This is a genomic window from Brevibacterium limosum, assembly GCF_011617705.1.
Taxonomy (GTDB): domain Bacteria; phylum Actinomycetota; class Actinomycetes; order Actinomycetales; family Brevibacteriaceae; genus Brevibacterium; species Brevibacterium limosum.
On sequence record NZ_CP050154.1, the window covers coordinates 439,851 to 456,585 of the forward strand.

11 protein-coding genes are annotated in these 16,735 nt (G+C 66.1%); 5 read left to right on the forward strand and 6 right to left on the reverse strand.

Annotated elements, in window-relative coordinates; translation table 11 throughout:
* Window positions 1-34: 34 nt before the first annotated feature.
* Together GUY37_RS01920 and GUY37_RS01925 are read right to left on the reverse strand one after the other, a co-directional pair.
* Window positions 35-3,817 (reverse strand): nitrate reductase subunit alpha, encoded by a 3,783-nt coding sequence (locus tag GUY37_RS01920; RefSeq protein WP_407645385.1) that lies wholly within the window; start codon window positions 3,815-3,817, stop codon window positions 35-37.
* Window positions 3,814-5,157, reverse strand: coding sequence for an MFS transporter (locus GUY37_RS01925; protein WP_166821540.1), 1,344 nt, complete (start codon window positions 5,155-5,157; stop codon window positions 3,814-3,816). The genes GUY37_RS01920 and GUY37_RS01925 overlap by 4 nt, the downstream gene beginning before the upstream one ends.
* Window positions 5,158-5,364: 207 nt before the next feature.
* On the opposite strand from GUY37_RS01925, the gene mobA reads away from it, so the two are divergent.
* Window positions 5,365-6,282 (forward strand): molybdenum cofactor guanylyltransferase, encoded by a 918-nt coding sequence (mobA, locus tag GUY37_RS01930; protein WP_166821543.1) that lies wholly within the window; start codon window positions 5,365-5,367, stop codon window positions 6,280-6,282.
* Here the strand turns inward: mobA and GUY37_RS01935 are convergent.
* A complete protein-coding gene (locus GUY37_RS01935; RefSeq protein ID WP_166821546.1) occupies window positions 6,263-6,571 on the reverse strand; it encodes a hypothetical protein in 309 nt (102 codons plus the stop codon). The two genes, mobA and GUY37_RS01935, sit on opposite strands and share 20 nt — an antisense overlap.
* Before the next feature lie 155 nt (window positions 6,572-6,726).
* Window positions 6,727-8,388: an APC family permease gene (locus GUY37_RS01940; RefSeq protein ID WP_208094738.1), complete on the reverse strand. Its 1,662-nt coding sequence runs from the start codon at window positions 8,386-8,388 to the stop codon at window positions 6,727-6,729.
* A 543-nt stretch (window positions 8,389-8,931) separates the two neighbouring features.
* Here GUY37_RS01940 and GUY37_RS01945 point away from each other — a divergent pair.
* Window positions 8,932-9,585 (forward strand): GntR family transcriptional regulator, encoded by a 654-nt coding sequence (locus GUY37_RS01945; RefSeq protein ID WP_166821549.1) that lies wholly within the window; start codon window positions 8,932-8,934, stop codon window positions 9,583-9,585.
* 111 nt (window positions 9,586-9,696) lie between these two features.
* On the opposite strand, the gene ykgO is transcribed toward GUY37_RS01945, so the two are convergent.
* Window positions 9,697-9,819 carry a type B 50S ribosomal protein L36 gene (gene ykgO, locus GUY37_RS01950; RefSeq protein WP_039212194.1) on the reverse strand — a complete coding sequence of 41 codons (123 nt, stop codon included), beginning with the start codon at window positions 9,817-9,819 and terminating at the stop codon, window positions 9,697-9,699.
* A gap of 69 nt (window positions 9,820-9,888) precedes the next feature.
* Between ykgO and GUY37_RS01955 the strand changes: the two genes are divergently transcribed.
* A complete protein-coding gene (locus GUY37_RS01955; protein WP_166821552.1) occupies window positions 9,889-10,899 on the forward strand; it encodes a GTP-binding protein in 1,011 nt (336 codons plus the stop codon).
* A gap of 19 nt (window positions 10,900-10,918) precedes the next feature.
* Here GUY37_RS01955 and GUY37_RS01960 read toward each other — a convergent pair whose 3' ends face one another.
* Window positions 10,919-11,320 carry a Fur family transcriptional regulator gene (locus GUY37_RS01960; protein WP_166821555.1) on the reverse strand — a complete coding sequence of 134 codons (402 nt, stop codon included), beginning with the start codon at window positions 11,318-11,320 and terminating at the stop codon, window positions 10,919-10,921.
* 167 nt (window positions 11,321-11,487) lie between these two features.
* On the opposite strand from GUY37_RS01960, the gene GUY37_RS01965 reads away from it, so the two are divergent.
* Window positions 11,488-12,651, forward strand: coding sequence for a CobW family GTP-binding protein (locus GUY37_RS01965; protein ID WP_166821558.1), 1,164 nt, complete (start codon window positions 11,488-11,490; stop codon window positions 12,649-12,651).
* A 344-nt stretch (window positions 12,652-12,995) separates the two neighbouring features.
* A complete protein-coding gene (locus GUY37_RS01970) occupies window positions 12,996-16,655 on the forward strand; it encodes an efflux RND transporter permease subunit (RefSeq protein WP_166821561.1) in 3,660 nt (1,219 codons plus the stop codon).
* Window positions 16,656-16,735 lie beyond the last annotated feature (80 nt).

The following is a 16,735-nucleotide window of genomic DNA, read 5'->3' on the forward strand; positions in this document are numbered from 1 at the left end:
TCCGGTGCTGGTCGTCTGTGTCGGCCACGGCTGCTCAGTACTCCACGTTCTGGTTGTTGCGACGTCGGATCACGGTCACCTCGTCGCGCTGATTGCCTGTGGGTCCGTAGTAGTTGAACGCGAACGACAGCTGGCCGTATCCGCCCACGAGGTGGGTCGGCTTGATCATGATCCGCGTCAGCGAGTTGTGGATGCCTCCGCGCTGTCCGGTCGTCTCCGTGAGCGGAACGTTGACCGTGCGCTCCTGCGCGTGGTGCATGAACGCCGTCCCCTTCGGCATCCGGTGGGACACGACGGCGCGGGCGGCGACGACGCCGTTGCGGTTGATCGCCTCGATCCAGTCGTTGTCGGCGATGCCGACGGCCTCGGCGTCCTCGACGCTCATCCAGATCGTCTGTCCGCCGCGGCCGAGGCTCATCATGAAGAAGTTCTCCTGATACATCGAGTGGATCGCCCATTTGTTGTGCGGGGTCAGGTAGCGCACCGCGATCGAGGTGCCGTCCGAGTCGCCGATCTGCGGTTCGCCGAACAGCGCGTTCATGTCCAGGGGCGGGCGGAACGTCGGCAGTGCGTCGCCCATCTCGAGGAACCAGTCATGGTCGACGTAGAACTGATAGCGCCCGGTGAGCGTGTGCCAGGGTTTGAGCCGCTCCACATTGATTGTGAAGGGGGAGTAGCGGCGGCCGCCGGATTCGGAGCCTGACCACTCCGGGGAGGTGATCACAGGCACGGGTGCGGCCTTCGCATCCTCGAAGGAGACCTGCTTGCCCTCGTGCTCGGCGGACAGATCGGCCAGCTTCTGCCCGGTGCGCCGCTCGAGGGTGGTGAAGCCCTCGGTGGCCATCAGCCCGTTCGTCGTGCCGGACAGACCGAGGATGTAGTCGGCGGCGCGCCGGTCGGTGTCCAGCCGCGGCTGGCCCTTGCCCGCACCCTTGCTCGCGACTCCGTTGAGCCGACGCAGTCGTTCGACGTGATGGTCGACGTCATAGCGGATGCCGCGGGCGTTCATCCCCTGGGACTCGAGGAGCGGACCGATCGAGGTGTACTTCTCGTGGATGGCGGTGTAGTCGCGTTCGACCTCGACGAGTTTGGGCATGGTCTTGCCCGGCATCGGTTCGCATTCGCCGAACTTCCAGTCCTTGACCCGCCCGTGCGGGGTGTTCAGGGCGTCCGGGCTGTCGTGCTGGAGCGGTTGGGCCACGACATCCGTGCGCGTGCCCAGGTGGGTGCGAGCGAGCTCGGAGAACCTCTCGGCGATCGTCGCCCAGGTCTCCCAATCGTTGCGTGACTGCCACGGGGTGGAGATCGCCGGGTTGAACGTGTTGACGAAGGGATGCATGTCCGTCGTCGACAGGTCGTGCTTCTCGTACCAGGTGGCCGCCGGCAGTACGACGTCCGAATGCAGCGTCGTCGTGGTCATCCTGAAATCGAGGGTCAGGAGCAGGTCGATTTTGCCCTGGGGAGCATCCTCGCGCCAGTCGACGTCGCGCGGTCGCAGATTCTCGGGCGTCTCCTCGGCGGAGACCGAGTTGTCGACACCGAGCAGGTGCTTGAGGAAGTACTGATCGCCCTTGGCCGAGGAGCCCAATGTGTTCGCCCGCCACATCGACCAGATGCGCGGATAGTTGTTCTCCGCATCCGGATCCTCGACGGCGAAGCGAAGCCTTCCGGCCTTGAGCTCGTCGACGATGTGCTCCGCGCTTGTCTTGCCGGCCGCGCTCGCCGCCTCGGCGATGTCGAGAGGGTTGGCATCGAAGGTCGGATAGTACGGCTGCCAGCCAAGACGCGCGGATTGGGCGACGGCATCGGCGGTCGACATCCCCGTGAACTTTCCGTGCCCGGCCCGCGCCGAGAGCATATCGGCCCCGAACTGGTCGTAGCGCCATTGATCGGTGTGCATGTACCAGTACGTCGTCTGCGTCATCTGCCGCGGCGGACGCACCCAGTCCAGGGCATTGGCCAGGTGCAGCCACCCGGTGAAGGGACGGATCTTCTCCTGCCCGACGTAGTGGGCCCAGCCGCCGCCGTTGACTCCCTGCGTGCCGCACAGCGTGGTCAGGGTGAGGAAGGTGCGGTAGGTCTGGTCCGAGTGGAACCAGTGGTTCGTGCCCGCGCCCATGATGATCATCGACCGGCCCTTCGAATCACGCGCATTGGCGGCGAATTCGCGGCCGATGCGGGCCGCTGCCTGCCACGGCACACCTGTGATCGCCTCCTGCCAGGCCGGGGTGTTCGGACTCGACGCGTCCTCATAGTTCTCTGCCCACCTCCCGGGCAGGCCCGGCCGTCCGACACCGTATTCGGCGAGCATGAGGTCGAAGACCGTGGTCATGATCCTCTCGCCGAGGCGGACGACCGGAACCCCGCGCGTGATCTCATCGATCTCGCCCTGGGCGGCGGTGTCGAAGCGCGGCAGCCGGACCTCGACGGCATCCGCGTCGGTCTCGGCCGCCTCGGCGATGGACAGGGCCGGGTCGATGTCCTCGAGGTCGAGGTTCCACTTGCCCTCACCATCGGCGGCGAAGCGGTGGCCCAAGGTGCCGTTGGGCACGGCCGGTGAGTTCGTGGTCCTGTCCCACAGTGCAGGTTTGAAGTCCGCGTCCTCGGTGTCGGCCTCGGGCGTGACCGCGGAGCCGAGATCGGTGGCGGTGACGAAGCGACCGGGCCGATAGCTGTCGCCGTCGCGTTCGAGTTCGACGAGGAACGGCAGATCCGTGTACCTGCGCACGTAGGAATCGAAGTAGTCCGTCGTCGTGTCGACGAAGAACTCTTTGAGGATGACGTGGCCCATCGCCATGGCCAGGGCTCCGTCGGTTCCGGTGGCCGGCGCCAGCCACTCATCGGCGAACTTCACGTTCTCCGCATAGTCCGGGGCGATGGAGATGACCTTCTGCCCGTGGTAACGGGCCTCGGCCATCCAATGGGCGTCGGGGGTGCGGGTCAGCGGCACATTCGAGCCCCACATCATCAGATACGAGGAGTTCCACCAGTCACCGGACTCGGGCACATCGGTCTGATCGCCGAAGACCTGCGGGGAGGCCGGCGGCAGGTCCGCGTACCAGTCATAGAAGGACAGCATCGACCCGCCGATGAGCTGATGGAAGCGGGCGCCCGAGGAGAAGGAGACCGGGCTCATGGCGGGGATCGGAGAGAAGCCGGTTGTGCGGTCGGGGCCGAGATATTTCACGGTGTAGACGTAGGCGGCGGCGACGATCTCGACGGCCTCGGCCCAGGTCGCACGCACGAGCCCGCCCTTTCCGCGCACGGATTTGTAGCGGCGGGCCCTGACCGGGTCCTCGACGATGGACTTCCATGCCAGCACCGGGTCGTGGCCGTTGGCGGCCTTGGCCTCCCGGAACAGGCGCAGGAGGGCACCGCGGACATAGGGGTAGCGGACTCGGGTGGGGGAGTAGGTGTACCAGGAGAACGAGGCACCGCGGGGACAGCCGCGCGGCTCGTATTCGGGCATGTCCGGGCCGGGGCTCGGATAGTCCGTGGCCTGGGACTCCCAGGTGATGAGCCCGTCCTTGACGTAGACGTGCCAGGAGCATGAGCCTGTGCAGTTGACGCCGTGGGTGGAGCGGACGACCTTGTCGTGTGACCAGCGGTTGCGGTAGAACGAGTCGCCCTGCCGGCCGCCGGAATAGTGGATCTCGCGCTTGTCCTCGCTCATCGTCGCCCGGGGCGTGAAGAACTTCCGACTGCCGATGAGCGCGTCCATGAGCGAGTTGTCGGTGCCCGGACGGTCGGTCCCAGGCGTCGAGGACTCCGCCGACGTGTGCTGATCTCTGCCATGGGCCATGTTCTCGGTGCTCATGACCGTGTCTCCTTGTCGTCGTCGCTGATTTGTGACTTCGTGGGGCCGCTGTCGGTTCCGGAGCGATCGGCGCGGAGGTCGGTGGCAGGACCTGAGGCCGTGTCGTCAGCGGCCGCGGTTTCGGTCGTCGTCGGCGGGTTGGCGCCGATCCAGAGTGTGATGAGGAGCGCGATGACCGTGAAGCCGGCGAGCAGCAGCAGGCCGAGGGAGTAGTCGTGGGTCGCCGACCACATCGCTCCCAGCAGCAGCGGCGGGACGAATCCGCCCAGTCCGCCGGCGGCGCCGACGAAGCCCGTGATCGAGCCGACCCGGGAGGGATCCGAGCGCTGCGCGATGAGCGCGAAGGTCGCACCGGAGGCCAGTCCGAAGCCTGCCGACATCGCAATGAACTCTGAGGTGTAGACGATGAACTCCACGGGGTGGAAGGACAGGGCGATGGCGCAGATGGCGACGAGTGAGTAGGCCACGCCGAGGGTCTTCACCGCTCCGAGGCGATCGGCGAGGATGCCGCCCAGCGGGCGGGTGATGACTGCGACGATGACGAAGCCGGCCATGCGCAGGGACGCATCGGCTGGTTCGAGATCGTAGTCGTTGTTGAGGAAGGTCGGCAGGTAGACGGAGAAGGCGACATAACCGCCGAAGGCGAGAGCGTAGAGATAGGCGGCCTGCCAGGTCAGCTTGACCGACAGCGTCTGTCCCAGGGTGGCGATGAGGCTCTGGCGCACGGGTTGCCAATCGGGCGGATTGCGCATCATCGTGAAAGCCAGCAGCGCGTAGACGACGAGGACGACGGCTGCGACCACGAAGGGCAGCTGCGGCCAGATGTTGTGCAGGGGCACCGTCGTGAAGGCCGCGATAGCAGTGCCGCCCATGCCCATGCCGTAGACGCCGATGGCCGAACCGCGGGATTCCTTGGGAAACCAGCGGTTGACGTAGGGGACGCCGACGGCGAAGCTCGTCCCGGCAACGCCGAGGAAGAATCCGCCGACGATGAGTGTGGCGTAGTTGTACTGGCCGATGAAGCCGACGAAGAGCACCGGAATGACCGTGATGAGGGCGATGAACGACATCATGAGGCGGCCGCCGAGGCGGTCGGTCAGTGCTCCGACGACGATGCGTCCCAGGGAGCCGACGAGGACGGGCACGGCCACGAGCAGAGCCGAGTCATCGGTGAGCTCCTCCTCGACGAAGTGCGGTCCCAGCGGGCTGATGAGCGACCAGGCCCAGAACGTGACGGTGAAGCCGAGGGTGGCGAAGACCAGTGCCCGGGTCCGCTGCGATTTCGTGGCCGAAGCGGGTAGTCCCCCGGTCGATGCTTGATATTTCTCAGGCCGTGACATCTTCCGCTCTCCTCGACGAACGTGCCGACTGCTTTGATCACAGCAGAGTTGAGGGGAAAGCGGAACAGTTTCCACCGTGTTTAATCAGGAGGCCGCTCGGGTCGCGTCTGTGTGGAGGGTCGAATCCCGCGCACGAGGTCACGAAGTGATATAGGTCATAATTGTGTGACTGATTCTACTGTCGGTAGAAAAGCGTATGATCGAGCCATGTCGATCACGGTGATGATTCTCAGCGGCGGCCGCTCCCGACGGTTCGGGGGCGTGCACAAACCCGGGGTCCGCCTTGGTAGGCAGACAGTGATCTCGCGCATCCTCGGCACCGTCCGGCAGGCCGTGCCGGAAGCGGAGGTGTGGGTGGCCGGAACCACTGTCGGACTCACGGACGCCGAGGCGGATTCGGTCGGCAGTGTACGGGAGGAACCCGAGTTCTCGGGCCCTCTGGCCGGGATCGAAGCCGCTGCCCGGGCGATGGGTGGCTCCGAGGTCACCGTGATTCTGGCCGGGGACATGCCGCTGGTGCGGCCGGACCATCTGCGAGCGCTCATTGCCGCGAGTCGGGAATCCGGGCTGCCTGCCGCCGGCGTCGACGATCGCGGCAAGCTCCAGTTCCTCTGCGCCGCGTGGCCCACTGCGCTGCTGCGTCGACGTCTGGCCGATATCGGCCAGACGCGGGACAGGGCGGTCAAACTCCTCTTCAGCGGGCTCGAGGTCGCACCTGTCGACGTCGACCCCGCGGAGATCGTCGACTTCGACACTCCCGAGGAATACGAGCGCGTCGCCCGCAGAATCGAGGCGGCGGTCGCGGATACGGCGGGCGATCCTCGGGACCGGACCGCGGCGGGAGCCGACGCTCCAAGTGGCGCCAGAGCCGTACCGGAGCAGGTGCTGCGGATGCGGGACCTCTCGGCGACCGAGCTTCCGGAAAGGGTGTGGATGACCGATGCCGAAGTCGCGGCCGTGCTCGAGTTCGCCTCGCACATCAAGCATTCGGACTCATCGCTCAGTCCGGTCCTCGCCGCGTTCCTCGCCGGCCGGCTCCATGCCGCGGTGCCGAGGGAGGGGCGGGCGTCGGTCGCCGAGGCGCTGGCTCAGGTGGAACAGATCCTCACTCGTCCCCGGGGCTGAGCCTGTTCACCAGACTGTCGACGAAGGCCAGGCCCTGGCAGTCACGGCCCGAGCAGGCGATCAGGTCGTCAGTGTCTGTCCCGTCGACGCAGCCGACGAGGAAAGTGCCGAAGGGCCCGGAGGCCCGGGTTGACGTCTCGTCGGACCAGCGAGCACTGGCATCGAGCAGCTCTGTGACGAGTTCGATGGCGGGCTGCGCATCAGCGAGCGGAACTCCCAGCGTGTGCGCGGCGGCCGAGAGTTCGTCCGCCATCGCCGCGATCCGGTCCGGTGAGTAGTCACTGGGCATGTCGTCCTCCTTGGCCACCGACCCTAGCGCAGGGGTGATGGCGGGCGCGCTGTTTCGGCCGTGATTAAATCCGGCCCGCCTCGGCGCTGGTGTCGAAGCGGGCCGGAGCCGGCGGTCATCGGTATTCCTCACGGCCGCCTCGGCGAGGGTATCCCTCAGTCGTCGATCTGGGTCTGTTCGACGGCTTCGACGGCCTCTTCGGGGGTCAGGCGGCAGGCGATGCCGACGTAGAAGACGATGATCGAGAAGATCACGGTCACGACCTCGCCGACGATGAAGCCCATGAGATCGAGTCCGCCGCCGTAGTGGCCGATGAGGCTGAGGACGACGAGGCCCGCCATCCAGAGAATCATCCACCAGCCCGAGCGCATCTTCAGGTCGGGCAGGCGCGACTTGTCCGTGGCGAAGATGTGGTGGGCGATCATCACGACATAGCCGATGGCCACGGCGAGGAACAGCTTCCAGTTCGTCTCCCATCCCGTCCAGTAGACGATGAGGTTCGCGCAGACGAAGCCGATGATCGGCAGGACGTCACCGCCGGGCAGTCTGAACGGGCGCTCCTGCTCGGGCAGCTGTCGGCGAAGCGCCGCAACGACGACCGGTCCGGTGGCGAAGGAGAGCACCGTGCCCGAGGTGATGAACCCGACGAGCTTCGCCCATGAGGGGAACGGCAGGAACATGATGCACGAGACGATGAAGACCACGAGCAGCGAGATCCACGGCACGCCGTGCTTGTTGAGTTTGGCCAGGGCGCGCGGGGCATTGCCGACCTTCGCCTGCGAATACGAGAGGCGCGGGGCCAGAGCCGTGTAGATCAGGCCGGTGTCGGCGGGAGAGATGATCGCATCGCCGTAGAGGATGACCGCCAGCCACACGGCGCCCAGCAGCAGGGAGATCTCGGCCAGCGGTCCTGCATCATTGGTGAACGCGAGACTCGCCCAGCCGTCCTTGAGCAGGTCGGTCGGCAGCGCACCGATGAAGGCGGCCTGCAGGAGGATGTAGATGAGACCGGTGACGAGGATCGACCCGACGACGGCGAAAGGCACGTTCTTCTGCGGGTTCGTCGTCTCACCGGCGAACTCCACGCCTTGCCGGAAGCCGAGATAGGAGAAGACGATTCCGGCGGCCGGCAGGGCGGCGAGGATCGGGGCGACCCCGTTGGGGGCGAAGCCCCCGAACTGCTGCGAAGCGAAGTGGCCGGGATTGAACGCCAGGGCGAAGAACACGACGATGACGAGCAGGATGACGGCGAGCTTCCACCACACGAGCACGTTGTTGAACCGTGCGAACAGCGAGACTCCGTAGAGGTTGATGATGCTGAAGACGAGCATGAGCCCGATGCTCACCGCGATGCCGGGGCCGGTGAGGACGGCGACGCCATCGACGGTGTGCATGAGCCACGGCAGATAGCTCGAGGCGTACTGCACGGCGGCCATGACCTCGATCGGCACGGTCGCCGCGACCGACAGCCACGTGATCCAGCCCGAGGTGAAGCTCGCGAAGGAGCCGAAGGAGAAGTGCGGGAAGCGGATGACGCCGCCGGCGACGGGGAACATCACGCCGAGTTCGGCATAGTTGAGCGCCACGAAGATCATCATCACCGCGCCCAGAGCCCACGAGATCAGCGACGCGGGGCCGACCATCACCGAGGCGTTGAAGGCACCGAAGAGCCACCCGGATCCGATGATCGAACCGACCCCGGTGAACAGCAGGCCGATCTTGCCGATATCTCTCTTCAGACCTTTGTCATTGCGGACGTCGACCCTCATCGGTCTGCCCGATCCGGAGGCCGCAGCTCCGGACGTCGGGGGATTCAAAACGGACATCATCGGCCTTTCGATTGCGAATTCAGTTTTCGACTGTTGAAGTGTGCGCCGCCGAAATAGTGATGTCAACGACCTTTCGCGGCATCCGGCGCCAAATCGGCTCGGTCCTATATACACCAGATGACCAGGGCAGATAGCCGAATCTCACAGTCTTGGAATGAGTCGGGAAGGATTGGATCCAAACGTGCCGGATCGGTTGACTTCGAGATAGAGAAAACGGGAATGCGAAACAAGGATGAATGGCTGATCGGATCCGATCTGCGGGTCTCTTCACAGAATCTTTTCAGAATCGATCGGCGCTGAAATGCGGGGATTTCGTTGGATTGCAATTGGATTGCGATTCTTCTCCTGCCTCGCGCGTCGCCTCACGGGTCTATGCTTCACAGCGAAGGACGTTGTGCGCCGCGGCGTGTGTGATCGAGGTATGCGGAACCGTAGCAGGCGTATTCGCGGCGTACGGAATCACGGTGCGCGTAGCTGCGCAATGCACGACCGGGGAGGGGATCCGCCTCGGCGGGATGAGGGAGTCAGATGATGACGCATGACCCAGCTCGCAGCGGTGCCATCGCGGCCGAACTGCGCTCGCGCATCATCGCCGGTCAGCTGCCGCCCGGGGCTCGCATCCGGCAGGAGGAGATCGCCGCCGAGTTCGGCGTCAGCCGGATCCCGATCCGTGAGGCCCTGCGCGCCCTGGCCGATGCGGGGCTCGTGACCCTGATTCCGTCGACGGGCGCTTGGGTGACCGAGCTCAGCCTCGAGGAGTGCCGCGAGGTCTACCTCATGCGCGAACGCCTCGAACCGCTGCTGCTGTCCCTGGCGATGCCCACTCACACACCCGAATCGTTCGCGGAGTTCGTCCACCTCGCCGAGGCGGTCGAGGCCGCATGCTCGCCCGGTGAGTTCCTCGAACGCGACCGAGACTTCCACCGCGCCATCATGGCCGCGCCCGGTGCGGACCGGCTGAGCAGGACCGTCGACCACCTGTGGAATCTCAGCCACTACTACCGCAGGCGGCTGCTCGTTCTGCAGGTGAGCAGCCGGAAGGACGACATCTTCGCCGAGCATCAGATGATCCTGCGGGTGCTCGAGATCGGTGATGTCGAATCCGCCGAGGCGGTCATGGCCGCCCATATCCGCCACACCCGCAGGCTCGTCGAGTCCGCCCCGCAGCTGTTCGAGCGCGACTGAGCCTCGCCGGCCCGGTGGCGCGACGAATCATGCCATCAGCGTGGTGACGCTGCAGCGGCTCGGTGCACGGACCGAGCTGCTACAGCGTCACCACGCTGAAGCGCAAGCGGCTCAGCCCTGGCGGGCCTTAAACCGAGGATTCTTCTTGTTGATGACGTAGACGCGTCCGCGGCGGCGGACCACCTGCGAGCCGGGCTGGGACTTCAGCGAACGCAGAGAACGGCGAACCTTCATGAGCGTGACTCCTTATCGAGAATTAGTATCATTAGTTGCAATACTATGTTCTCGATCGAAGGGAAGCCAATGCGGGAATCAGCCAAGCGAAGGCGGGGTCCCCTCGTCGACGGAATCGAAGCGATCGCCGTCGTCGGACTCTGCGCGGCCGAGCGCCGGCAGTATGCGATGGGACTGGCCAGGGACCGCGGCTATGTCTTCGTGCCTGCGGAGCAGATCGAGCAGGGCATCGAGGCGATCGACCGCCTCGTCGACCTGGTCGGAATGACCTCCGGGGTGCACGGCTTCGTCCTCGAATACGGGCAGGGTGCGGACTGTGCGGACATCATCGGAGCCTTGAGTGCCTCGGACACACGGGCCGTGCTCACCGACCTCGTCTGCGTGCTCGATCTTGCGTGCCTGCACAGCGATCTCGGTTCGGAAGCACGCGTCGGAGCCCTCGTCGCGCAGATCGAATTCGCTTCGACTCTGGCCCTGTTGGCACCGGACCCCTCCGACCCGGACGGGATCGAGGCGGCCATCGGGCTGATCGCGCACCTGGCGCCCGAGGCCAGACGCTTCCTGTTGTGCGACGGCGCGGTGCATGAGCCGGTGCGCTGGCAGTTCGAGCAGCGGCCTCCTGCGGCGGGATGGACGGCGATACTCAACTCGGAGTTTCGGCCCCCGGATCGATCGGGAGGTGTTCGCGCCTGCCGCTTCGAACAGGTGCGCCCCTTTCAACCGCAGCGACTGCAGGCAGTGCTGGGCGCGGCACTCGGCGAAGGGCGCTGGGGCCGCATTGTTCGTTCTGCCGGCTTCGCGAAGCTGGCCTCCCGGCCCTATGTGACCGCGCATTGGGATCAGACGGGCACCCTGCTCACGCTCTCACCCCTGACCGCCGATCCGCTTCCCGGCGGGGGTGCGGAGCTGTTGGCGCTCGGCCAGGATCTGGCATTCATCGGCTTCGACCTCGACGAGGCGGGGCTGTGCGAAGCGCTCGGCCGTGCCGTTCTCACCGATGCTGAGCTGCTGGCGGGCCCGATGGCCTGGCTGAAGTACTGCGACGAGTTTCCCGCCTGGGACTCCGCGTGCCGGGGCTGAGGCTCATCGGCTCGGTGACTCAGCCGGTGGCCCTGCATTCGGCGCACAGGCCGAAGATCTCGAACACATGATGCGTGATCTCGAAGCCGTTCGAGGCCGCGACCTGACGCATCCAGTCCTCGCTGGGCGGGTCGATCTCGACGGCGGTGCCGCAGCGCTCACAGACGAGGTGGTGGTGGTGTTCGGCCTGTGCGCAGGCGCGGAAGAGCTGGGTCTCGGCGATGGTGATCGTATCGGCGTCGCCGCCGTGCGCGAGCGCATTGAGCTGCCGGTAGACCGTGGCCAGGCCGACGCTGGCGCCCTCGTCTTCGAGGCGGCGGTGGAGCTGCTTGGCAGAGACGAAGCGGGTCTCGGTCTCCAAGGCGGAACGGATGAGAGCCTTCTGCGCGGTGCTGCGCGTCTTCTTCTGCGGAGCTGCCATGGGGAATCCTCCCTGATCGTCCCTGTCGGAGGCGCATATGCGTGAACGTGCATATGCGAGAGAAATAATGAAACACGTTACCATTAATGGGCGGTTCGACCCACCCCGACGATGGACCCGGTACCGGAGCCCGTGCTTTCGAGCCGCCCGGCACGAAAGGAGGCGCAATGAGCGGACTCAGGCGCAGACCGGCGTTACCGGTCATCCTGCTCACCGGCTACCTCGGCGCCGGAAAGACGAGCCTGCTCAATCACCTTCTGCGCCACCCCGACGCCCGCATCGGCGTCATCGTCAACGACTTCGGCGACCTCAACATCGACGCCGGACTCGTCGTCGGCCAGGTCGACGAGCCGCTGTCGATATCGGGCGGATGTGTGTGCTGCCTGACCGATGACTCCGAACTCGAGGACGCGCTCGTGGCGATGACGAACCCTGGGCTGCGACTCGACGCGATCATCGTCGAAGCCAGCGGATTCGCCGAACCGCTGACCTTGGCCCGGATGATCACCCGCATGGGACACCACCGGTTCCACCTCGGCGGGGTCATCGACCTCGTCGACGCCACCATATACTTCGACACCGTCGACACATCACAGCTGCCGCCCGTCCGCTATGCGGCGACGACATTGGTGCTGGTCAACAAGCTCGACCAGCTGCCTGCCGCCGACCGGAACGCCGCAGTCGAAGCCGTCCGCGCCCGCGTCCATGAACGCAATCCGCGCGTGATCGTCATCGGCACCCACCATGCCCGCCTCGACCCCACCCTGATCTTCGATCCGGGCGAAAGCGACCGAGACCCTCGCCGAGGCGGCTCCGACGGCGGCGAGGACCCGATCCAGCCCGAGCTGCCGATCCGGGAACTCCTGCGGCAGGCTTATGCCGAAGCCGCCGCCGACCAGCTCGGTGACGACGGGATCGACGAGGAATCCGTGCCACACCGCCACGCGCGGTCGGTGACCGTCACCGGCAACGGGCCCGCCGACCCGGACGCGGTGATGGACTTCGTCGAGGACCTCCCGGCCGGGGTGTACCGGGTGAAAGGCACCGTGCTCGTGGCCGTGGGATCGGGCCAGCGACACTTCGGCGTGCAGGCGGTCGGTCCGAACGTCTACGTCGCCGAGGCGGTCCGCCCCGCCCCGACGGCTCCGGATTCGAATGCGGTCGACAGTGATCCGGACAGCGTCCTCGTCGTCATCGGTGAGGATTTCGACACCGAGGCTGCCGAATCCACTCTGACTGCCGCGCTCAACGCCGACGCCGCAGGACCGGCCGTCACGGCGTCCGGCGGCAGCCGAGAACGCCTCCTCCACCACGTCCGCCTCCACACCTGAACCCCTATTGCTACCTGACGGCGGCTGAGCAACCTCGCGCGAGGTTGCTCAGCCGCCGTCAGGTAGTTCGGGGGAGGGGATCCTCCGGTTTTCCTCCGTGTTTCCTGAGGGTGGTCTGGGGGCCAACTCCCGTGCCGGGTAAGCGTCACCGCTTCTAGGGTCGAAACGTGCCCCACCGAACGGCCGTGATCGACCTGCCTGGAACAGCAGTGACAAATCATCCTTTTGGGGGACACCGTTGACTACTTTCGGGCGATCCGCTGAGGCGCTTCGCTTGGAAGACTGGCTGGAGCGCCCTGCTCACACCCCCGAACCCGGAGAAACCCGTGCACCTGATCACCCGGATGAGTCTGAAGAACCGCCTCATCGTCGGATTGCTCACCCTCGTGATCGCCGTCTTCGGCATCGTCGCGACCACCTCACTCAACCAGGAGACGATGCCCTCGGTCGACCTGCCCGGCACCTCGGTGCAGGCCACCGTCCCCGGGGCCTCCCCGGAAGTGATCGAGGAGACCGTGACCAAGCCTCTCGAGACCGCGCTCGACGGGGTCGGAGAACTCGAATCGGTGACCACCTCCACCTCCTCGGGGATGATGACCGCCGAGGTGACCTGGCCCTTCGGAAAAGATTCCGAAGAGATGACCGACGCCGTCCGCTCCGCCGTCGACGGAGTGAAATCGGATCTGCCCGCCGACGCCGAGGCCGAGGTGCTGTCCTATCAGATGGACGAGGTCCCGGTGACGATGTTCGCCGTCTCCGGCGGGGACCCGAAGACTCTGGGCGATCGCCTCGAGACCGACCTCGTCCCCGAACTCCGCGCCCTCGACGGGGTCTCGAACATCGAGGTCACAGGCCAGGACGAGCAGCGGGTCTCCATCACCTTCCGCCCCGAGGACGTGGCGGAGAAAAACGTCGTCGAGTCCTCCGTTCCCGATGAGCTCGAAGCCGCCGGCACGGTCGTCCCTGCGGGCCAGAGCTCCCAGGGCGACACCTCGATGGCCGTCGAAGTCGGCACAGAGGTCGACGCCGTCGAACAGATCGAGAAGACGCCGTTGCGCACCTCGGACGGCACCGTGCTCCTCGGGGAGGTCGCCGACGTCGACCTCGACTCGATCGAGAAGACCTCACTGTCCCGCGCCGACGGCAAGGACTCCGTGACGGTGTCGGTGACCAAGGACCAGGACGCCAATGTCGTCGACGTCTCCCACAAGGTCGCCGACACCCTCGACCGGGTGGGCCCGAAGCTCGGCGAGGACACGCAGTTCTCGACGATCTTCGACCAGGCGCCGGAGATCGAGAAGTCGATCCACGACCTCTCCGTCGAAGGCGGGCTCGGCCTGATCTTCGCGATCTTCGTCATCCTCGCCTTCCTCGGCTCGTTCCGTTCGACCATCGTCGCCGCGATCTCGATCCCGATGTCCCTGCTCATCGCGATGATCGGGCTCATGGTCGGCGACTACACCCTCAATATCCTCACCTTGGGTGCCCTGACGATCGCCGTCGGCCGCGTCGTCGACGACTCCATCGTCGTCATCGAGAACATCCGCAGGCGGCAGGGCACGAGCGACCTGACGGTCGAGGACATCGTGGCCAGCGTCAGACAGGTCGCCGGCGCCATCACCGCTTCCACGCTGACTACCGTCGCGGTGTTCCTGCCCATCGCCTTCGTCGACGGCATCGCCGGGCAGCTCTTCCGGCCCTTCTCCGTCACTGTCAGCCTGGCGCTGCTGGCCTCGCTCCTCGTGGCACTGACGATCGTCCCGGTCTTCAGCTACTGGGTCCTGCGCCGCAGCCCCAAACCGCTCTCACCCAAACGACAGGCCGCCACGGACCGCAGCTATGAGCTGTGGGCGGCCAAGCAGCACCGCCGCTCAGTGGCGCGTGCCGAACGCCGCCAGAAGACGATCGAGAAGAAGAACGCCAAACACGCGGCCAAGGGCAAGGACCCGCTGCCGGACGCGACCGTCGAACCCGTCGTCGCTCCCGCCCCCGGAAACGGTGAGGCCTCCGGCCGAGTCGATCGCCTCCAGCAGCGCAGCCTGCCGGCGATCATCTCCGCCCTGCACCACCCCTGGAGGACCATCGCCTTCTCCGTCGTCATCTTCATCGTCACGATGATGTGCGCGACCTTCCTCAAGACGGATCTGCTCGGATCGGCCGGGCAGAACTCCGTGTACATCACGCAGACCCTTCCCGCCGGCGCCTCGCTCGAAGCCGGTGACAAGGCCGCGAAGCGCGTGGAAGCCGTGCTCGGCGATGATCCGGACGTCGACACTTACTCGACGACGGTCAACGGCCCGGAATCCGGAGCAGAGAACCAGTTCAACGTCACCCTGGCCGAAGACTCCGAGGCCGAGGTCGCGACAAACCGCCTCCGCACCCAACTCGACGACCTCGGGAAGGACGCGGGCGAGATCGACGTCCAGGACGCCGGCGGCTCCGTCAGCGAGGACGTCGAGGTCACCCTCTCGGGCACCGACCTGGGTGCGCTGCGAAAGGCTGCCGACGAGGTGACGAAGAAGATGGCGGACACCGACGGTGTCCAGACCGCCCGCAACGACCTCGCCGCCGACCAGCCGGTCATCGAAGTCGACGTCGATCGGGAGAAAGCCGCCGACTACGGATTCAGCCAGGCTGAGGTCGGGCAGGCCATCGCCGACGCACTCCACGGTGTCGAAGCCGGAACCATCGCCCTCAACGGCCAGGAGCGCGACATCACCCTCGCCCCGACTCACCCGGATGCGACCCCGGACGAGATCCGTGCTCTCGAACTGCCCGTCACCGAGGTGCAGACGCAGAACGCGCAGGAAGACGCGACGGATCGGGTCGAGGAGAAGACCGATGCCCGCGCCGAGGAGGCCAAGCGCAAGGCCGCAGACGAATCGGCCGAACAGCTCGAATCCGCCCGCGAGGCCCGTGATGATGCCGCCGACCAGCTCGAAGAGGCCCGCAAGGCCCTGCGCGATGCCGAGAATCCGCCGCCGGCTCCGAGCCCGGGCGACATGGCTGCCGACCAGGTGGAACAGGCCCGCGAAGGCGTCGAACAGGCAGAGACGGGACTGCAGGAAGCCAATGATGCCATCGACGATCTCATCGACGGCCAGCGTGAACAGGAGCAGAGCCAGGAGGAGGAAGAGGCGCTTGCCGATGAGCAGGCCGCCATCCCCGACATCACGGGCGAACCGATCACCGTCGACGAGATCGCGGAGGTGAAGAAGACCGAGACCCCGGCGACGATCGACCGCGCCGACGGCGACCGGAAGGTCACCGTGTTCGCAACCCCGTCCAGCGGCCAGCTCGAAACGGTCACCGCCACGGCCACTGACCTGACCGAGACCATGGACCTGCCCGACGGAGTCAGCTTCGACGTCGGCGGCGCCAGCCAGGAGCAGGCGGAATCCTTCGGTCAGCTCGGAATGGCGATGGCCGTGGCGATCGTGCTCGTGTTCCTCGTGATGATCGCGACCTTCCGCAGCTTCGTCCAGCCGCTCATCCTGCTGGTGTCGATCCCCTTCGCCGCGACCGGAGCCGTGCTGCTCCTGCTGGCTACCGGCACACCATTGGGCATTCCCTCACTCATCGGTCTGCTCATGCTCATCGGCATCGTCGTGACGAACGCGATCGTGCTCATCGACCTCATCAACAAGCTGCGGGAGGACGGGCTCGACCTCATGGACGCGATCGTCCACGGCACCCGACTGCGCCTGCGCCCGATCCTCATGACCGCTGCCGCGACGATCTTCGCCCTCGTGCCGATGTCGTTCGGGCTGACCGGCGGGGGAGTGTTCATCTCGCAGCCCCTGGCGATCGTCGTCATCAGCGGGCTCACCTCGTCGACGGTGCTCACGCTCATCCTCGTCCCCGCCCTCTATCTCCTCGTCGAACGACGCAAAGAGGTCAGGGCCGCCCACCGAGAGGAGAAGCGCGCGCAGAAGCGGGCCGACGATGAGGCGAGGATCGAAACGGAGACCGCCGAGGTGGCCCTGCGTACCGACGGGCAGTGAACCCACTTAATTACTACCTGACGGCGGCCCAGCAACCTCGCGCGAGGTTGCTGGGCCGCCGTCAGGTAGCAAGGGACGGG